This is a genomic window from Alloscardovia sp. HMSC034E08 (genome assembly GCF_001813415.1).
GTDB lineage: Bacteria > Actinomycetota > Actinomycetes > Actinomycetales > Bifidobacteriaceae > Alloscardovia > Alloscardovia omnicolens.
Map to the genome: position 1 here is coordinate 1,007,877 of NZ_KV812468.1, position 17,754 is coordinate 1,025,630.

The following is a 17,754-nucleotide window of genomic DNA, read 5'->3' on the forward strand; positions in this document are numbered from 1 at the left end:
CTTCAAAAGTGGCATATCGGTTGCGCGTATCGACTGCTCACACCGCCCCCCCCCACCTCACCCACTCGAATCCCTCACCGCACCTCCCACAGCTTGCATATAAAGAATTTTTTATATAAAATATTCTTTATGAGTACGGTGGATAACAACGCACCACGTGAGGCTTTGAACAATGCTACGAACAACGCTACAGACAGCGCATTAAACGCTGCACATGAAGCCACCCCATCGCAAGCTAAGCCTTGGGAAATGCAATATGCAGCGTCAACAGAGCTCTTCTCTGCTTTATCGCATGCAGCACGTGTTGCAATCTGCCATTTTCTCATTGGACAACCGCTTACTGTACGTGAGATTCAAGAAAAACTTGGTCTTTCCCAGCCACTTGTTTCTCACCACCTCATGATTTTGCGCAATGCTCATATTGTGTCTGCACAATCTCATGGTAGAACAACTCAATATTCCATTTCGGACATGCATATTCGCCATATTGTGGTGGATGTATATGCCCACACAAAGGAGATATAACAATGAAAGACCTTAAGCACACAATTGCAGAAGATCACGCACACACTCACGGACCTGCCTGCGGACACGAAGCTATTATCCACTTAGATCATGTAGATTATCTGCATAACGGGCATGTTCATCACGAGCATGACGGTCATTACGATGAGTGTTCCCACTGCTCATGCGAGCATTGCACGGATTCCTGTGCAACATGCACCTGCGCAGATTGCACATGTGAAAACTGCAATCACACCACGTGCTCTTGCGAGCATTGCTCCGATTCTTGCGCACATTGCACTTGCGAAGACTGCACCTGCGCAACATGCAAGCATCCTCATACCTTAGCTGCCTAAACAGCTCAACTAGGTGCTCTCAGTAAGAAGTGAAAGGTGGGAAGCGAGCGCGCGCATAACCTAGCTACCCCAGCAAACCCGCCTCTCGTCTCAAGCACCATACAAGCACCATACGTTCCGCGTTGATAGTAAAAAACTCAGCGCGGAACACGTGTATGTACAGCAAAATTATTGCGCTGATTTACTATAGGGATAGATAGAGATAGCAACGCAAATTACGTCAAGCGATGCAACGAGAACGCTGTAAACCAAAAGAAGGAGAAGACATGAGCGATACTCATTCACGCACTGTGCAATCAGATACAGCACACAGCAAGTTTCGCATGATTTTAGTCGGTTTCGCTTTTCTTCTGCAGTTATCAGTAGCTATTCTTTTCGTTCTTCGTTTTCAAGAGCATATAGTGTGGGCAAGTGGCGTACTTCAACTGCTCGCACTTATTGTTACCTTCTTTATTGTTGGCTCAGATTCAAATTCGGCATTCAAAATCACATGGCTCGTTTTTATTGGTCTCACCCCTGTGGTTGGTTTAATCGTTTACCTTCTTTTAGGAAATCCTAATGCCACACGCATAAGCAAGAAAGCATTCAATAAGAATCATCGCACGCTTATGCAGTTCCTTCAGCGGTCAAACGCCACTCTCACACAACTCGATAAAACGGATAAAGGCATTGCTAATCAGTTCCGTTATCTGCAAAAACAAGCCTCCTACCCTACGTATACTCATACAGACGTGCAGTTTTACAGCGACGCAAGTGACGGTTTAGAAGCCCAGTTACGGGATTTAGATAAAGCAGAACATTTTATTTTTATGGATTATCATGCCATCGAGGACGGCGAGTCTTTCCAACGCATTTCCCGTATTCTTGCACGCAAAGCTCAGCAAGGCGTTGAAGTACGTCTTATGTATGACGATGTTGGATCAGTCAGTTTTATCAATCGCTCTTTCATAAAAAAGATGCGCTCGCTGGGCATTCAATGCAAAGTATTTAATCCTTTACTGCCTTTCTTAAATATTTTCGTTAATAACCGCGATCATCGCAAAATTACCGTTATCGATGGTCGTGTCGGTTTTACTGGCGGCTATAACCTCGCGAACGAATATTTTAATATTGATAGTCCGTACGGTCATTGGAAAGACACAGGTCTTCGTCTTGAAGGAGATGCCGTTCAAAGCCTTACTGCCAGTTTCTTAGAAATGTGGCATTACGAGCATAAGGATGATGAAGATTTCTCCGAGTATCTCCAGTTACCGCAGCACACGGCTCGTGAGCATGGCTACGCAGCACCCTTTGCTGACTCTCCTTTAGATAACGAGCAAACTGCTGAAGATGTGTATCTAAATGCGATTAAGAATGCTACAATCAGCGTTTATATTGCTACTCCATATTTTATTATTTCCGATGAAATGAACCGTGAGCTTGCTCTTGCTGCTCAGCGCGGCGTGGACGTGCATATTATTACGCCAGGTATTCCTGATAAGAAACTGATTTTCCGGGTTACCCGCTCGTACTATGGACGTTTAGCACACAAAGGCGTGCACATTCATGAATATACACCCGGTTTTATTCATGCGAAGCAAGTACTGGTTGATGACGAACTTGCTATTGTTGGCACAATTAATTTTGACTATCGCAGTCTGTATCACCACTTTGAGAATGCTGTGCTCCTCTATGGATTTGACGCGATTAGAGATGTGAAAGATGATTTTGAGCGCACGCTTGCTGCCAGCGCAGATGTAACGGCAGAGCATGTTGACAAAACCTCGCTTACTAAGTTCAGCGATATTGTTTTGCGTTTAATGGCTCCTCTGTTTTAAAACATTAAACGCTATGGTATATTTATGTGGTCGTTAGGGAAAGGACACTAATGACCACATATCTAAGGTAGAAAGTTCATCTCATGAACACCCCTGATAATAACAAGGGTAATAATTTCAATAAAAAAGACTATATGTCACAGCGTGTAGCGATTTTTGCAATAGTTGTGGCTTCCATTATTGGCTGCGTGTGCACCACTATTGGTTTTAGTATGTACGGTCTTATGCATGGCAATAATGTCTCCGCTACATCTCGAACTACTTCTTCGAGTTCCACGCAAACGCAAGACATATGCGATACCACTCTTACAGTGGTTGCTTCTGTGAACCAATGAGGGTTCTCTTGCTCAGCAGCTTGGCGGATCGTGCGTAAAAGTTACGTCACTTATTAACTCCACCTCCGTGGAACCTCACGATTATGAAGCCACTGCTAGTATTTTAGCAACACTGGCAGGTGCAGATATTGTTGTTCTTAACGGAGCTGGCTACGATAGTTGGGCTGAGAAGGCACAGCTGAATAATAAACGCCAAACAGTTGTTAACGTTGGCGATCTTATGGGCATTACCGCTTCTGAGGAACATGAGTATAGTCATGATGAATCATCGAGGCATCACCACCATCATCATGGTTCCACTAATCCTCATCTGTGGTTCAGCCCTGAAGCAGTATTGAAGGCAGCAGATGCTATTAATTCTGCATATGCGCGCAAGGCTGGGGATTCCTCAAAGACAGCAGCAACAGCACAACGTCATTTCAATGCATGGAATGGTGAATACGCTTCTTTCGTCGTGATGGTTAATAAAGCTCGCAATTCCGGTGTAAAGCGTACCTATGTGGCAACAGAATCAATCGTGAGCTATCTGCTCGACTATATTGGAGCCACTGATCTCACGCCTGATACCTGCACGAATGCTATGAATAACGGCTCTGAGCCATCTGCAAACGATTTTAACAGCGCCTTAAATACTGTAGCTGGCAAGAATGTAGATCTTCTGGTGGTCAATCCACAAGAAATGACCGGTTTCTACCCAGCTCAAGGATGCCGCGGTAAAAGCGAATCAAACAGTTATTTCCGTTACCGAGCAGTTACCTGAAAATCAAAAATCTCTACTCGATTGGATTACCCTCATCACTAAGCAAGCGCTAGCATCAGACACCATGAACGGCTTCTTCCTCACTCAAGATGTACAAGATAGAACGCTGTCTGATTATGCCGGCCAGTGGCAGTCTGTATATCCTCTGCTTAAAGACGGAACGCTCAAGCCAGTTATGGAAGCAAAAGCTAAGAAGGGCGACGAAACTGTAGACGAATACACAAAGTATTACGAAACAGGTTATGCAACTGATGTGGAGAAGATTTCTACCGATAACAATCGTATGAGCTTCACCCGTAATGGTAAAACCGTAACCGCAACATATCGTTATGAAGGCTACCGTATTTTGGATTACTCCACGGGAAATGTGCCAGAAGGTGCACCGAAAACCGTGCAGTTCTCCGATCACAGTATTGAGCCTGGCAATGCTGCTCATTTCCATATCTTTATGAGCGATAAATCTCAGGACGAAACGCTCAAGGAAATGGGTAATTGGCCAACTTATTATCCTCAATCCTTAAGCACGAAGGAAATCATCACCGAAATGCTCGCTCACTAAGATCTCCATCAATTCACCTCGTACTACAACATAAAGTACGAGGTAAATTATTCATAGAAGCTTATCGCACGCTCATAAAACGGCAGCAGAGCATCTACGGTCTCGAGCAGCCACTGCTCAGTCGAGTTATCGCCGGCAAGAACAGTAGAACCCGGCTGGACTACCCTGCCTATTATCCATTCGGCTTTCTTTACGCGCGCTACCCGCTCAAAAAAGCGCTCACCATCAACCTGAGCAAGCGGCTCAAAAGAAGCTCGCATGGTCAGGGATGAGCATATACTCAACAGGCAGAGCCTCAAAATCACAAGCGTGAGCAGAAAAATCAGCAGCTATCTCTTTCTCGTGCAACGGGTTATCGATGCAGGCAAGCACTATCGCCACATACTGCGCGTTAATAGCGATCTGGGAATGCGGATACTTTTTATACCCGCACTTATTGCCGCCAATGGCCACCCACGTGCTCTCCGGTGCGTACGCGGTGCGGCGCGCATGCTTAGCCACATGCACAAACAGCGGCTGCTCGAGACCTAACTTTCCTGCACACGCTCGGCAATGCGCGCGCCGTACCGCTCAAAAGAAGGCCATAACTGGGCGCGGATCGCCTCCATGCGCGCGTCTAAACCGTCAACATCGAAAACACCAAAAGCTGCTACATTAAAACTCATACTGTCGATTGTATGCGAGCGCGCGAACCGCACACCTTCGCCATCAGCGAAGACGTGGCGAAGCTCATATTTCTCAGTTTGCCCGCTTTCGATCTACTCTGTTAAGCTAATCGTGTTATATGACTGACGGAAGTGGATTAACCACAGGGAGTACAGCCCTAGAAAGCCGGCCGTCTGGGCGAAAAGAAACCCAGCACGTTACTATTTTCCTTATTTGAATCAAATTTAACATCAAATATTTTATCCATATTCGAAACTTTATTATTACCGTATGAATTCTCTATATATAACCAACCATTAACTATCCCAATAGTAATTACCCCATTTATATCAGTATATTTTACCGCATTACTAATCAAATTAGATAGAATAATCTTTAAAGCTGTTTTTTCTATATAAACATTCTCGTCTAATATATAATTGTTGACAGTTATTTTCTTTTGATTTGCTAATATTGCACAATTTTTTAATATGTCTTCTAATGTATCATTTATTTTCAAATATTCTTCATCATTATTCAAATTTTCTATAGAATGAACTGATAATATTTGAAAAATATTTTTTGTTAAACTATCAACGATTTCAATACATTCATTAATATAAATATCTCTTTCTTTATATTTTCCAATATTGTATTTCATGTTTCCCAGTATTATTTTAAGACTAGCAAGAGGAGTTTTAAGTTCATGGGATTAAAAAAGTCATATTTTAACTTTTCTAATTTTAAAATTTCTTTATTTTTAAGTTCCAAATCGTCAATTGTTCTTAATAAAGTAGAATACAAATCATTAATTTGTTGTTTTAATTATCCAACATCATCATTAGAGCTAACTTTTAAACGCGTTTTTATCAAGTTTCATCATTTTATCAGTAGCAATTTTTATTTCTTGTATATTATTTTTTATTGATTATGCATAAAATTAAAGAAATAATAGTAGAAAATAAAATTGATATTAATAAAGAATATGGTAAAATCTAAAGCTTAAATCTTTCGCATCTTTTTTGCATATCAGCTGTAGAAACAAATTGTAGATTTGTTTTTTACCATCGTTAAGCTTTATTTCTCTTTCTTCAATTATCAAAGAATTACTATCACTTTCTAAATTAGCATTTATGTTATCTTTGATTTGTATTTCATTCTTATTATTTTTTTCTTTTATAAATATTTTTATTTCACTACTCTTAGAATAAATCTCCAAAGTTTGTTCTATATATTTTATTTCTTTTCCATTCATATTACTAGAAATTTCATTTGCCATATTATGAATCTTTTCTTTTCTCGCCGCCAAATATTTTTAAGGAAAGATAAAAAACTAATGAATGAACTAATATAATTATTATTCCAAGAACAGAAAATATTTGTATGAACATTTTGGGAAATATCTTTAATTTTTCATTTTCTCTTCAGTTTACATCCTACATTCTTATAGTATTCATACGGTCTAATTGTAATTTTTTTCTAAATTCTTTCATATATACATCTATTACTCGACCATAAGGAATTTCTGCGCTATCTTTCCATACATAATCAATAATTTGCATTCTTGTTAACACTTGTCCATTATTACCCAATAAACATTTTAATACTTCTAGTTCTTTTGCATTTACATCTATTTCTTCACCATTTATTTTAGCTGTATAGCTATTAAAATTAACCGATAGATCCTTATCTTCAAACTTCTCTAAATGTCCATAATTCTTCTTAATTAAAGAATCTATTCTAGCCTTTAAGATCGGCAATGAAAATGGCTTTTCTACATATCCGTCTACTAAATTAGTAAATGCATCAATTTTATATTCTTCATCACTAAATGCAGTCAAGATTAGAATTGGTAAATTGCTTTTCTTTCTAATTTCTTTCAACACTTCTAACCATTTATAAACTTCTAACCATTTATAAAATGGTATCTGAATGTCTAAGATAACCAAATTTATTTCGCTATTAAATTTGACAAGGCTTCTCTTCCATCTTTATAGCTTGAATAACAGTATCTCCAAATTCTGAAAGATATTCACTTATTCCCTCTCTTATCATATTATTATCTTCAACAGTTAATATTTTCATATATACCTCCACTCAAGCCTATACACTTATGTTATACAGCATATTATTTGATACTTAAAGCCAAAAAATTTTCGGTGCTAAAAAGCACCGAAAATTTAATTATTGTCAATTAATAATTCTTTTGGATCCCTTCTTAATATATTGAATGAAGAAATAATCAATGATACAAGAAGTACTAAACTCATAAATATAACTACATAAATTATGAATTTAGGTAATACATTTATATCTAAACTTGATAATGTCTTGTTAAATCCTTCAGCTTCTGCCCCACCACCAAATTGGCTAGATGCAGATTGTCTAGCTATTTGTTTAGCTATATCACCAGTAACCTTATTCAATATATTATTCCCAAGCTTATCAGCTGTATATTGAGCTAAGAAATAAGAACCAACGAATGCGGGGATTGATATAAATACCATCTCAATTAGGAATTGACCAAAAATTTCTAATTTTGATATACCTAATGATAGTAATACTGCTATTTCTTTCTTTCTAGCATTCATCCATAAGAATAATAATAATGAAACTACAACTCCTGCAAATATTAATGAGCCAATAAATAATTTATTCGAAATTGAGTAGATACCTGATATAGATTGCTGTAATGCAGGATAATTTGATGAACTTTTAATCAAATTATATTCTTTCCAATTTATATCTAATTTCCCAAGATCTTTTATTACACTATCAAGATTCTTATCACCTTTTACAAAGAATGTTGCATCTTGGTATGCAGCTGTATCTTCTGTATTACCATAAACTTTAGCAGCTGTATGAACATCAGTGATTAATGTATTTTCGTATAGTTCTTGTGCTGCACTTACTCCACCGCTATTATGCCCATCGAATAGACCTTTAATTTCTACTTCTACTGTTTCATCTGCACCTTTCTCATTATCAGCATCAAATAAATTAGATTTTATTTTTATCTTATCTCCAACTTTAAGGTTATTTTTTTCAGCTAAATCTTTATGCATTAAGATTTTATTTTTATCTTCATTTTTTAAATGCTTTCCTTCTACTAATTTATATGCTTCTGATACAAATTTTGTTTCTTTTGATGAGTCATTAACCCCAGTTAACATAACTGTTCTTTTAAAATTCTTCGCTCTTTCAGGTGATTGATTCGCAAGAGTCTCTTGAGTTTCAACAATATCATAATCAACTAAATCTGCAACACTGTTTATTCTTTTTACATAGGAGTCTATACTATCTCTTTGAGATATCTTTTTAATATCTTCACCTTTTACATTCCCCCCACCTCTAGGTGTTCCTGGATTTACTTGTCTATTTATCTCCATAGAAAAACTATTTGTTATATTAGCAAATGTTTCTTTTGAAGCTCTGTCCGTAGCATCTTTAATAGATAAACTAATGAGACCGAAAGTTGACATAGATAAAATAACTAATATAATAATTAATGATTTTAAGCTTTTTCTAGTTACATAAGCAAATGCATTTTTTATCACTATTCAACCTCCAAATTCATTTTATTTACTTTTTTCAAATTTTTACCACTTAGTTCTAAAACGATATCCGCAGAATCTGCTACTTCCTTACTATGTGTTACAACTATTACACATTTATTTCTATCTTTAGCTAATGTCTTTAATATATTAATTATTTCTCCAGCAGTAACACTATCTAAATTACCAGTAGGCTCATCAGCTAGTATTATTGGAGCATCTGATACCAATGCTCTAGCAATAGCTACTCTTTGTTGCTGTCCACCAGATAATTTCATAACATTTCTTTTTATTTGTTTTTCATCTAAGCCTAGTTCAAACAAGATACTTTCATCTGCTGATTTATTTACTAATCTAATATTTTCAATTGGTGATAAATAATCTATTAAATTATAGTTTTGAAATACTAAAGATATATTATTTTTTCTATGATTACTATATCCTTTCTTTTCTATATCTTCATTCTTAAACAATATTTTTCCTGTTTGAGGTTTATCAAGTCCAGCAATTAAGGAAAGAAGTGTAGATTTTCCTGCTCCTGACTTTCCTACTATCGCATAAAACTTCCCAAGTTCAAATTTTTGATTTACTCTTGACAAAACTTTTTCTTTAGAATTTGCATAACTATATGCTACATTCTTTATTTCTAATATATCCATTATTTCCTCCTAACTTATTTTTGATAATATTTCTTTAGGCTTCTTGATTAATATTAATGAAGAAGCAAATACAACTGATAAAACAATAATACTTATTAATATTAAATAACTCTGTCCAAGTGTTGTTATATTTGGCATAAAACTACTATTGCTTATTAAACTTCCACCGGAAATCATTGAGTCCTCTGAGTTAATGAATCCATCTACAATTACTTTTAGTAATACATTTCCTAAAAATAAGGAAGATATTATACTTGGTATCGATATGAATATTAACTCGAATATAAATTGCATCATAATTTGTATCTTAGATGTTCCAATAGATAAAAATATACCTATTTCATAAATTCTTTCTCTTAACCATAGAATCAGGATTAATGAAAGAACAACCATCCCGCCTAACATAATAGAATAGGTCATTATTTTTATTATATGTTTTATTCCACTCACTGACTCTAAAGACTCTTCAAACGCTTTAGAATCTTTTTCAACAAAATACTTTGACTCATCAATTTTGAGCTCTTTCAATTTGTTTAAGGCTAAGTCTGTAGATTCTGCACTACCAGAATACATTAAAATTTTATTTGCGATTTTATTATTTTCTGATTTATTTAATATCTCTTGGCTTGTTGAATAATCTACAAACACCATATTCTCACTAAAATCAGAAGATAATCCTGTATATGTTTCCTGTTTTTTACCAGAAAAGATCCCTATAATTTTAAATTTATGACTTTTTATTTTTCCACTTTTTTCAATATCTAGTAATTCAAGATCAACTTCATCACCTAATTTTAGATTGTTTTGTTTAGCAAATTCTTCATGAACAATAATTGAATTCTTATCATTTTCTCCTATATTTTTACCTTCTTTAATTGTAAATACTCCACTACTAAATAAAATATTTCTTTTAGTATTATTTGTAGCTTCGAGTGAAACAACATTCTTAAATTCGTCAGATAAATCTTCTCTATTTATTCTTTGTTCTCCGCTAACTACTTTAGCATCTTTTAGTTTTGCTAATCCATCATATTGAATTATTTTTTCTTCAATTTCTTTTAATTTTTCAATATCTTTAAATTGATTAACATTAAAATATTTACCATCTTTTTTTGTTATTGATATTGAAGAATTAGAACTTTCATATAAAGCCTTTTCTATTCCATTGCTTGATTTCATTATTGTTAAACAAGAATACAAGCAAGAAAGAACTATAGTTAATATGATAAAAATTATTAAAGTTCTATTTCTCTTTCTTGTAATATATGCTATAGCATTTTTTATCACTTTTCTAACTACTCCTCACTATTTTCTTACTCCATAACTAATTGCATTCACTGGACAAGCATTTTTACATCGTCCACACCTGATACACTCCAGATGATTGCAATTCTCAAATGGATCTATATTCATTTGGCAAACTTTTTACATTTTCCACAATTAATACACTTATCCTTATCCAATCTATATCTAAATATTGGGATAGGGTTAAAATTACTCCCTTCCAATAGTACAAAAACCTTTAGCTCCTCTCATACTTTTATTCAATAATACAAGTGATATTCCTCCCTAAAGCATACCAACTGGACGAATAAGCTTACAAAAATATAGAGACTCTTGCCCTAACGATAAGTATGCTTTTAGATGTTTTCTTCTCAGGCTCGGGTTTATTGGAGACGAGTTTAAAAAGGATAGAAAGATTCTGCTTTCCCGTTTACAAGGCTCTTGTGCTTTTAGAAACGAAAGGACTAAATGATGAGAACGTTAAGTTAGAAAACAGGTTGAAGAGCTTAGAAAAACTTATCCTAAAGGTTGTTTGGTAGAACTTATTTTAATGGATGATGTTCGAGCGCCTCCTCCTGGCACTAAAGGCAGAGTACAAGGCGTTGATGATAGATGATATGGGTTTAATCATGGTTTCTTGGGAAACAGGAAGCAGATTAAACGTTGTTTATGGCGTGGATAAATGCCGAAAAATCGGTGGCTTATAAGAAGAATAATTAGCAGAAATACCAGCGGTTTTATCCCGTTTATTGCTTGATATCATGTGCTTTTAGAGTGATATATAGTACTAGCAAAAAGCACATGCGCAAAGGAGAAAAACCATGAAAAAAGAAACCTTGCAAAGACTCGCAAACGAAGTTAAAGCCTGCAGACGCTACGCGCTAAACGCGGTCAAAAAAGCTGAAGAAGGAAAAATTAGTTCAGCAATCAGCATGCTCGACATTGCGCAAACAGCAAAAACCTGCGCCAACCAATACCATGACAAGCTTTGGGAGGTAAGCGAAGGAAAACTCAACAGTAAAGAGTTAGAGCTTTTCCAGGGTGCTGAAACCTTAGACGATGATATTCAAAAAGCCTACTATGCTATTAAACAAGCAAGAAACTAAGAAATCAAAATTGGTTAAACCTAAAGAAAAAATCGTGGAATTACCTGCGATTTTTTCACGTTTATTGCTTGATATTATGTGCTTTTAGAGTGATATATAGTACTAGCAAAAAAGCACAGACGCAAAGGAGTAAAACCATGTGGGAACAAGGCACATTTGAAGTAGAAGATCAGGTTATTAGCTATAGCATGAAAGTTTTTGAAGAGGCAAGCGATTATGGGATTAACAAGGGCAGAATTTCCAAGCTTACTTTGAAAAACAATAACAAGGTTATCGCAAACTATGATAGAGGCTGGGATATTATGCCAACAGATAAGATTGCAAACGAGGCTTTAGAAATGATCCTTGACGCTCGAAACTAAAAACTGAAGTTTTATTAAAAGCAGCAGGGCTTTTAAAGGCTCTGTTTCTCGTAGGAAAGATAAGGAAATGATGTGGGCGCTTGAAGCGTCTTTTTTTATGCTTACAGGAAGGAGGAGCTTAGGTTGCAAGCGTATGAGGTTACTAAGTTTAAAAAAGAAGATTCAACTTATAGTAAGGATTTAGCGGATTATGCTGTGAGTTTTATTGAATGTTTAACGCACACGAAAGGCACGTGGGCCGGTAAGCCTTTTAAGCTCCTTGACTGGCAGGAGCAGATTATCAGGGACTTGTTTGGCGTGGTTAAACCGAATGGTTACCGTCAGTTTAATACTGCTTATATTGAGATACCTAAGAAGATGGGTAAAAGTGAGCTTGCCGCGGCTATTATTAACGCTAGCTACGGCGGCGACTTTAGCACCCTTCCAGCGTTTCTCTCCAGCCGTTTCGGTATGGATAAGATTTCTGGAATTCACGATGTAGCACTGTCTGCATGGGCTCTCGCAGGTTTAACAGGTAACCAGATTACTGCTGCAGTTTTGAATGCAACAGGTTCGTATAACCTTGTCTTCCTTATTGTGGCAGCCCTGTATGGTGTAGCTTTGATTATTTCCTACACTATGGTTAAGCCACAGAAGTAAGTTTTCTTACTTTCCTTGTGAAGCGTCGTTCTGGTCTGGCTGGGACGGCGCTTCTAGTTTTATCTGCGACATCGCATGATGCGCCGGGTGTGTTGGCGGTGCGCTCACATCGTTGGAATCGTCGTCATCGCTGTCGTTGAGAATAATCATAAGGTCTGCAGTAAGGATCGACGATGGTAGTGCGATAACGGCTATACCCAAAATAGACGAAAACATCGTAAAGATCTTGCCCACTACCGTTACCGGATACAAATCGCCATATCCTACCGTAGTGAGCGATACAGTCGCCCAATACAAAGCGTTAAAGAAGTTTTTGAACGTTCCTGGTTCGACGTTGTACACAATCAGAGCAGAGATGAAAATATAGCCTACCGCTATGCAGAAGATAATCGTAAAAGGTTCGCGCTGCTTTTTAAGCGCGGTCACAATCAAATCGACTGAATGGCGTCGGCGTAGGTTCTTAAACACCATCATGCCGCGAATAATACGCAGCAAGCGGATAAGACGGAAAGCACGCCACCCGTGATTTATTGGGAAGAAACCAGGCAGAATGGAGAGCAGATCGATAATCGCCATCGGGCGGAACGGGTAGAGAAGGAAGCTCTTCCAGCGTGACCTGCCCTGATGCTGTGGCGATTCGGAGAGATCGGCGCAGATCCAATGCAAAATATAGTCGACCACAAAAATGAAAGTGGCGATGCCGTCGAACCATTGCATCCACAGCGGAATATGGGTAACTACCATCAGCGGTATAAGGCTGACGGCAATAACCACTAGCATGGTTTTATCGTATGACGACACATCTTCGTCTGCGTCCGGTTCGATAAAGAACCATAACTCTCGTCGATTCATATGAATATTCTACGATATTCACGGCTTTTCAGGGCTCAAGCTAAGCTTGAGTGTTATGCGAATTGTTTTACAAAAAGTATCCGACGCGTCCATAACCATCGATCCGGACGCACAGTTGCCCGAAACTCTCGATTTTAATGCGAAAGCGCTGAGCGAGCGCAGTATTGAGCACGGTTTTGTACTGCTCGTCGGTGTGGAAGATGCCGACACCGACAAAGACGTGGCGTGGACTGCCAAAAAGATTGCGAATATGCGTATTTTCGAGGACGAGAACGGTAAGATGAACCGCTCTCTTCTCGACGTGAACGGCAGTATTTTATCTGTCTCGCAGTTTACCTTGTATGCAAATATTTGCAAAGGTAATCGTCCTGGTTTTACCGAGGCTGGCGCGCCTGATTATGCGCATAAGCTGTGGAAACACTTCAATGCCACACTCGAGCAGGAGTATGGCATTGAGGTGAAAACCGGTATTTTTGGCGCGCATATGCACGCGTCGCTTACTAACGATGGTCCAGTAACTATTATCGTTGATTCAGCAATTATGCGCGGCTAATTCGCTTGCTTTTTGTGCATAACGAGGATAGAAATAACGACGCACACGAGCAGCAAGAACTGGTAGAACAGGAACGGGATTATAGCTACGGCGCTAATGTTGGCGATACTTGACGCGATAAGCAGTTGAGCGCCGTATGGAATAATACCTTGACCGATGCAGGAAAAGGTATCGAGCAAAGACGCCGTTTGGCGTGGCTCGATATCGAATTCCTTGCTAATATCGCGCGCAATCGGCGCTGCCATAACGATACCCACCGTATTGTTTGCTGTGGCAATGTCCATAAACAGGGTGAGCAAGCCAATTCCGAAGCTTCCACCACGTCGACCGTTAAAATGCTTTTTGATTTTTTCTACGATCCACACGAAGCCACCGTTATTTTTAATCAGCGCGCCGATAGCGGCTACCAGTATAGCGACGATAATTGTTTCGTTCATGCCCGCTGTTCCGTCTTTAAACGCCGTGAGCATACTAATGGTATCGAGAGAGCCAGTAGCTAAGCCGACGGTAGAGAACAGCACAACGCCTGCACACAGCACACCGAAGACGTTAAAACGACACAAAGATGCGACGAGCACAACAATGTATGGAATCACTTGCCACACGTTGAAGTCATAGTGTAAAACAACGTTCATTGGAGTGCGAAAAGAGATAATTACTAAGATAGCGAAGGAACCGATAGCTGCTGGCAGAGCAATCTTAAAGTTTGTAATGAACTTATCAATCATTGCCACGCCCTGAGTTTTTGTAGCAGCAATCGTGGTATCGGAAATAAAGGAGAGGTTATCGCCAAACATAGCGCCACCCACAACCGTGGCAATGCTCAAAGGAACAGATAACGCAGTGCTTTGAGCAACGTTCATCGCAATAGGAGCTAAAACTGTAATTGTTCCTACACTCGTTCCCATAGCCATGGAAATTAAGCAGGCAATAAGGAAAAGTCCTGGCAGAGCAAAACGTCCTGGTAAAATAGTGAGCAACATATTCGCTGTGGATTCAGCTCCACCTGCAGCCTGCGCTACCCCACTGAAACATCCTGCTACAATAAAAATAAAAATCATAATGGCAATGTTTTCATCGCCAATACCACGAGCGCATAACCGGATTTTCTCGTCGAAACTGCTGCCGCGCGTTTGTAAAAGCGCCACAATAAGCGCTACAAAGAAGGCTACAACAACGGACATGACGTAAAAGCCCTTTTGCCCATGTGTAGGGTTGATGTATTCAAAGTAAATACCCGCACCTAAGTAGATGACGAGGAAGACGATAATGGGTAGAAGAGCTAATCCGCTCGATTTTTGAGATGTGTCGTTCACGTAAAACTCCCTTATTTTCTTTCGCCACTCATGCTAGCACGGCAGCACACTATAAGTAGAAAATTACGCAGATGACTATATTACTTATTCTTTGTTTGAGGGATTAGAGGGATTAGTGACGAGGTCTTGAAGATAAAAATTCGCTCCCAACTGCGCATTGCTCAAAATAGTTATATCGCGTATCGTGTGACCATTCTGTTTAGACAAACTCACTATATGCGGATTATGTAATGCGTAATCTGACTCATATATGAGCACCCCAAGCGTTGCATCCGTGCCCGACACACAATAAAAGTACTTCTGGTTATGAGAATAGTATGTTCTATCTCGTATGGAATCAGAAAATATGGTAGTCTGCCCATCCGCAATACGTGTTTTCAGCACAGATCCGTTGTCTGCCACCCATATAAGCGAGCCGTCATCGGTTACGGAATGCGCATCATATTGCATGAGAAAGTTACTGACCATATCCGCACCTAACGCTGCTCCCTGAGAATCAGTTACCGGATGTACAGCAATATCTCCCGTCACAGTATTCATTGTTACAAGAGCAAGAAAATATTCGCTTCCTCGCTGATCCGTGCGGATTAAAGAAGGATCTATATTTAAGTCGCTCTGTTTATTCAACAAGTGCACAGAGAAATGAGCGAGCATAATAATAGATGACTTGTAGCACGGTAATACTGATTGTCCGAGAGAAGCTGCGTCAAACTGTGTGGATTGAGAGGCTATTCGTGAAGAATCGAACTGCTCTTCTTTAAGAACACGGTCAAAAGATAGCTGCACATGAGAAGTAGCATCTGGGGCTTCTGCTGTTACAGCAAAAACATTGTTCCCACACCCGCTCATGGCATTGTAGCGTTGATCCGAACGAATATTATGTGTGCTTATCTTGTGCGGATTCGCAATCATCAGCTGATAGTTGTTACCAGATGATTGGGAATAATTCTCGTAGAGAATTGCTTGACTTAGACCATCTGTTAAAGGCACAATGCCGAGCGGTGAAGCTGTTGCCTGCCTAACTCGCAGGGAATTACGTTGATTACTCAGCCAACGTTGAACATGGTTATCACTATAGAAAAAGCTCTGAGAAGACCACACGACATTACCGTTATAAGCATCTTCTATTTTTACGGAAGTCGAGCGACCATCTGCTGTCACAAAGAAAAGATATCCCTGTTCGTTTTCGGGAGCAATAGAGCCGCTCCGATATTTCTTGGACAGCAAAACCCAGCGATAATCAGCAGGATTGATTCGTGTGAAATCAACATTTCGAGGCATAAAAATATGTGTGCGCAAACACAGTAAGATAAACAGAACGGTTATCTTAAAAAATCTTTTCTTCGTGTGCGTTTGTGTGGTAGTCACACGCCCCCTCCAGCGTTGAAAAAACTTCACGAGAGCACCTTTGCCTCACGCGAGAGCTTTCCTACTATTGTAGCGCACTCAGACACGGGATTTTTGCGCTGATACGTTATTTATCGGCATTATTTTGCTCTGAGAGAGGAGATAACAGTTTTTCTGTGTATACTAGAGACTTGTGTGCATCTACGTATACAAGGTTTTACAACTGAATATGGGGTCGATTGGTTTCGACGGTGATCTGTTCGCTGTAGAGAAGCGTGCCGAGAACGCGGGGTCCACTCGTTAACGTGCCACCCGTAAAAAATAAGTGCTAAATCTAATCGCACTGAGTTTGCACTCGCTGCCTAAGCTTCGCGCTAGGGTTTAACCAGCTGAGTGTTCAACTCCGTTCACTCTCTCATGTCTTTGGGGAGATGCTGAACGTCATGTAAAGACTTGCTTTATGTGCTGAGTTTCAGGGCATATAAAGGACTTTTACTGCAACTATTCCTGCAAACCGTGGTTTGCGACGATGTTTGAGGAAGACAAATTGCCATAAGGTCAGCAAACTACGCACGTAGAAGGCTAGAGGTACGGTCATCGGACCCGGGTTCAATTCCCGGCGGCTCCACGAATTCAATGGGGACACATGTTTGTGTGTCCCCATTTTATATATAAAAACGGGATCGGGTGCATTGGCTGTATTATTACAACTGTTACACCCGATCCCGTTAGATTTTGCCTTGAAAAGGGCTACTCCTGAACTACTTCTCGGAAAATTCAGTGAATTTTATTATTCAATTTCTCTCTTATGAAGTAGCAAGAGTAATCCTGCAGCACTCATAACCAAGACGGATAATACAAGTGCTTCAACCCCCCTGTAAATCCAGTTTTAGCAAGTGTATGGCGTACCATAACAGGACTCAGTTTAGGCGTTATCTTTTGTTTTACTGTTTGAGCCTTAGGTTGTGTCTTCGGCTCCGGCTTCGGTGTGAACACCCATGTACCCGTGAACGTCACGTCCGCACCCTCAACAGTCTTCGAATCCTTATCCCAAGACCGCCACGACCACGTACCATCATCAACCACCACACTTCTTCGACAGCTTT

Annotated in this window: 25 protein-coding genes, 1 other RNA gene, 1 pseudogene and 1 riboswitch; of the genes and pseudogenes, 12 read left to right on the forward strand and 15 right to left on the reverse strand. The window is 39.1% G+C overall.

Annotated elements, in window-relative coordinates; all coding sequences use genetic code 11:
• Window positions 1–129: 129 nt before the first annotated feature.
• The 5 genes from HMPREF2909_RS05940 to HMPREF2909_RS09490 all read left to right on the forward strand — a co-directional run bounded on the left by HMPREF2909_RS05940 (window position 130) and on the right by HMPREF2909_RS09490 (window position 4,331).
• Entirely contained in the window at window positions 130–525 is a 396-nt protein-coding gene (locus HMPREF2909_RS05940; protein WP_021618167.1) for an ArsR/SmtB family transcription factor, read from the forward strand.
• A 601-nt stretch (window positions 526–1,126) separates the two neighbouring features.
• The gene (gene cls, locus HMPREF2909_RS05950) at window positions 1,127–2,677 is read left to right on the forward strand and encodes a cardiolipin synthase (protein ID WP_071415581.1); all 1,551 of its coding nucleotides are present in this window, start codon (window positions 1,127–1,129) and stop codon (window positions 2,675–2,677) included.
• Between the two features lie 83 nt (window positions 2,678–2,760).
• The gene (locus HMPREF2909_RS09480; RefSeq protein ID WP_071415582.1) at window positions 2,761–3,012 is read left to right on the forward strand and encodes a hypothetical protein; all 252 of its coding nucleotides are present in this window, start codon (window positions 2,761–2,763) and stop codon (window positions 3,010–3,012) included.
• 52 nt (window positions 3,013–3,064) lie between these two features.
• On the forward strand, window positions 3,065–3,772 hold the full coding sequence (locus HMPREF2909_RS09485) for a metal ABC transporter solute-binding protein, Zn/Mn family (protein ID WP_246815555.1): 708 nt from the start codon (window positions 3,065–3,067) through the stop codon (window positions 3,770–3,772).
• A 64-nt stretch (window positions 3,773–3,836) separates the two neighbouring features.
• A complete protein-coding gene (locus HMPREF2909_RS09490; RefSeq protein ID WP_071415583.1) occupies window positions 3,837–4,331 on the forward strand; it encodes a ZinT/AdcA family metal-binding protein in 495 nt (164 codons plus the stop codon).
• A 47-nt stretch (window positions 4,332–4,378) separates the two neighbouring features.
• On the opposite strand, the gene HMPREF2909_RS09630 is transcribed toward HMPREF2909_RS09490, so the two are convergent.
• The 11 genes from HMPREF2909_RS09630 to HMPREF2909_RS10055 form a co-directional block, all read right to left on the reverse strand.
• Window positions 4,379–4,591: a DUF1054 family protein gene (locus HMPREF2909_RS09630; protein ID WP_084797279.1), complete on the reverse strand. Its 213-nt coding sequence runs from the start codon at window positions 4,589–4,591 to the stop codon at window positions 4,379–4,381.
• Window positions 4,575–4,832 carry a DUF1054 family protein gene (locus HMPREF2909_RS09635; protein WP_168165270.1) on the reverse strand — a complete coding sequence of 86 codons (258 nt, stop codon included), beginning with the start codon at window positions 4,830–4,832 and terminating at the stop codon, window positions 4,575–4,577. The genes HMPREF2909_RS09630 and HMPREF2909_RS09635 overlap by 17 nt, the downstream gene beginning before the upstream one ends.
• A 26-nt stretch (window positions 4,833–4,858) precedes the next feature.
• Window positions 4,859–4,996 carry a DUF1054 family protein gene (locus HMPREF2909_RS09640; RefSeq protein WP_148130809.1) on the reverse strand — a complete coding sequence of 46 codons (138 nt, stop codon included), beginning with the start codon at window positions 4,994–4,996 and terminating at the stop codon, window positions 4,859–4,861.
• Window positions 4,997–5,105: 109 nt separating this feature from the next.
• Window positions 5,106–5,183: riboswitch (ZMP/ZTP riboswitch) on the forward strand.
• The gene (locus tag HMPREF2909_RS10040; RefSeq protein ID WP_441294124.1) at window positions 5,155–5,637 is read right to left on the reverse strand and encodes a sensor histidine kinase; all 483 of its coding nucleotides are present in this window, start codon (window positions 5,635–5,637) and stop codon (window positions 5,155–5,157) included. It overlaps the preceding riboswitch by 29 nt.
• A 312-nt stretch (window positions 5,638–5,949) precedes the next feature.
• Window positions 5,950–6,255 carry a hypothetical protein gene (locus HMPREF2909_RS10045; protein ID WP_441294125.1) on the reverse strand — a complete coding sequence of 102 codons (306 nt, stop codon included), beginning with the start codon at window positions 6,253–6,255 and terminating at the stop codon, window positions 5,950–5,952.
• Window positions 6,256–6,412: 157 nt separating this feature from the next.
• Window positions 6,413–6,925, reverse strand: a complete 513-nt coding sequence (locus tag HMPREF2909_RS05980) for a response regulator transcription factor (RefSeq protein ID WP_441294126.1) — start codon at window positions 6,923–6,925, stop codon at window positions 6,413–6,415.
• A 13-nt stretch (window positions 6,926–6,938) separates the two neighbouring features.
• A complete protein-coding gene (locus HMPREF2909_RS10050) occupies window positions 6,939–7,061 on the reverse strand; it encodes a response regulator (protein ID WP_441294127.1) in 123 nt (40 codons plus the stop codon).
• A 95-nt stretch (window positions 7,062–7,156) separates the two neighbouring features.
• Complete coding sequence (locus tag HMPREF2909_RS05985) at window positions 7,157–8,533, reverse strand: ABC transporter permease (RefSeq protein ID WP_071415584.1); 1,377 nt, start codon at window positions 8,531–8,533, stop codon at window positions 7,157–7,159.
• Window positions 8,533–9,192, reverse strand: a complete 660-nt coding sequence (locus HMPREF2909_RS05990) for an ABC transporter ATP-binding protein (protein WP_306722553.1) — start codon at window positions 9,190–9,192, stop codon at window positions 8,533–8,535. Before HMPREF2909_RS05990 ends, HMPREF2909_RS05985 begins: the two co-directional genes overlap by 1 nt.
• A gap of 6 nt (window positions 9,193–9,198) precedes the next feature.
• Complete coding sequence (locus tag HMPREF2909_RS05995; RefSeq protein ID WP_071415586.1) at window positions 9,199–10,476, reverse strand: ABC transporter permease; 1,278 nt, start codon at window positions 10,474–10,476, stop codon at window positions 9,199–9,201.
• Between the two features lie 18 nt (window positions 10,477–10,494).
• A complete protein-coding gene (locus HMPREF2909_RS10055) occupies window positions 10,495–10,602 on the reverse strand; it encodes a 4Fe-4S binding protein (protein ID WP_441294128.1) in 108 nt (35 codons plus the stop codon).
• A gap of 370 nt (window positions 10,603–10,972) precedes the next feature.
• Between HMPREF2909_RS10055 and HMPREF2909_RS09690 the strand changes: the two are divergent.
• The 5 genes and pseudogenes from HMPREF2909_RS09690 to HMPREF2909_RS10060 form a co-directional block, all read left to right on the forward strand.
• Window positions 10,973–11,089 (forward strand): annotated as a pseudogene (locus HMPREF2909_RS09690) (DUF4314 domain-containing protein); the annotation flags it as partial.
• A 1-nt stretch (window position 11,090) separates the two neighbouring features.
• Complete coding sequence (locus tag HMPREF2909_RS09695; protein ID WP_441294131.1) at window positions 11,091–11,180, forward strand: DUF4314 domain-containing protein; 90 nt, start codon at window positions 11,091–11,093, stop codon at window positions 11,178–11,180.
• 114 nt (window positions 11,181–11,294) lie between these two features.
• Window positions 11,295–11,579 carry a transcriptional regulator gene (locus HMPREF2909_RS06010; RefSeq protein ID WP_071415588.1) on the forward strand — a complete coding sequence of 95 codons (285 nt, stop codon included), beginning with the start codon at window positions 11,295–11,297 and terminating at the stop codon, window positions 11,577–11,579.
• 137 nt (window positions 11,580–11,716) lie between these two features.
• The gene (locus HMPREF2909_RS06015) at window positions 11,717–11,941 is read left to right on the forward strand and encodes a DUF7678 domain-containing protein (RefSeq protein ID WP_071415589.1); all 225 of its coding nucleotides are present in this window, start codon (window positions 11,717–11,719) and stop codon (window positions 11,939–11,941) included.
• A 195-nt stretch (window positions 11,942–12,136) separates the two neighbouring features.
• Window positions 12,137–12,580 (forward strand): MFS transporter, encoded by a 444-nt coding sequence (locus HMPREF2909_RS10060; protein WP_246815522.1) that lies wholly within the window; start codon window positions 12,137–12,139, stop codon window positions 12,578–12,580.
• Window positions 12,581–12,586: 6 nt separating this feature from the next.
• Here HMPREF2909_RS10060 and HMPREF2909_RS06025 read toward each other — a convergent pair whose 3' ends face one another.
• Complete coding sequence (locus HMPREF2909_RS06025) at window positions 12,587–13,432, reverse strand: potassium channel family protein (protein WP_071415591.1); 846 nt, start codon at window positions 13,430–13,432, stop codon at window positions 12,587–12,589.
• Between the two features lie 55 nt (window positions 13,433–13,487).
• Here HMPREF2909_RS06025 and dtd point away from each other — a divergent pair, with 55 nt between their 5' ends.
• Window positions 13,488–13,985: a D-aminoacyl-tRNA deacylase gene (gene dtd, locus HMPREF2909_RS06030; RefSeq protein ID WP_071415592.1), complete on the forward strand. Its 498-nt coding sequence runs from the start codon at window positions 13,488–13,490 to the stop codon at window positions 13,983–13,985.
• Here the strand turns inward: dtd and HMPREF2909_RS06035 are convergent.
• The gene (locus HMPREF2909_RS06035; protein ID WP_071415593.1) at window positions 13,982–15,301 is read right to left on the reverse strand and encodes a Na+/H+ antiporter NhaC family protein; all 1,320 of its coding nucleotides are present in this window, start codon (window positions 15,299–15,301) and stop codon (window positions 13,982–13,984) included. The two genes, dtd and HMPREF2909_RS06035, sit on opposite strands and share 4 nt — an antisense overlap.
• Window positions 15,302–15,385: 84 nt before the next feature.
• Window positions 15,386–16,582 (reverse strand): hypothetical protein, encoded by a 1,197-nt coding sequence (locus HMPREF2909_RS06040; RefSeq protein WP_148130810.1) that lies wholly within the window; start codon window positions 16,580–16,582, stop codon window positions 15,386–15,388.
• Window positions 16,583–16,879: 297 nt separating this feature from the next.
• Between HMPREF2909_RS06040 and ssrA the strand changes: the two genes are divergently transcribed.
• Window positions 16,880–17,279: a transfer-messenger RNA gene (gene ssrA, locus HMPREF2909_RS06045) on the forward strand.
• A 206-nt stretch (window positions 17,280–17,485) separates the two neighbouring features.
• Here ssrA and HMPREF2909_RS09890 read toward each other — a convergent pair.
• Window positions 17,486–17,737 carry an SHIRT domain-containing protein gene (locus HMPREF2909_RS09890; RefSeq protein ID WP_210387878.1) on the reverse strand — a complete coding sequence of 84 codons (252 nt, stop codon included), beginning with the start codon at window positions 17,735–17,737 and terminating at the stop codon, window positions 17,486–17,488.
• Window positions 17,738–17,754 lie beyond the last annotated feature (17 nt).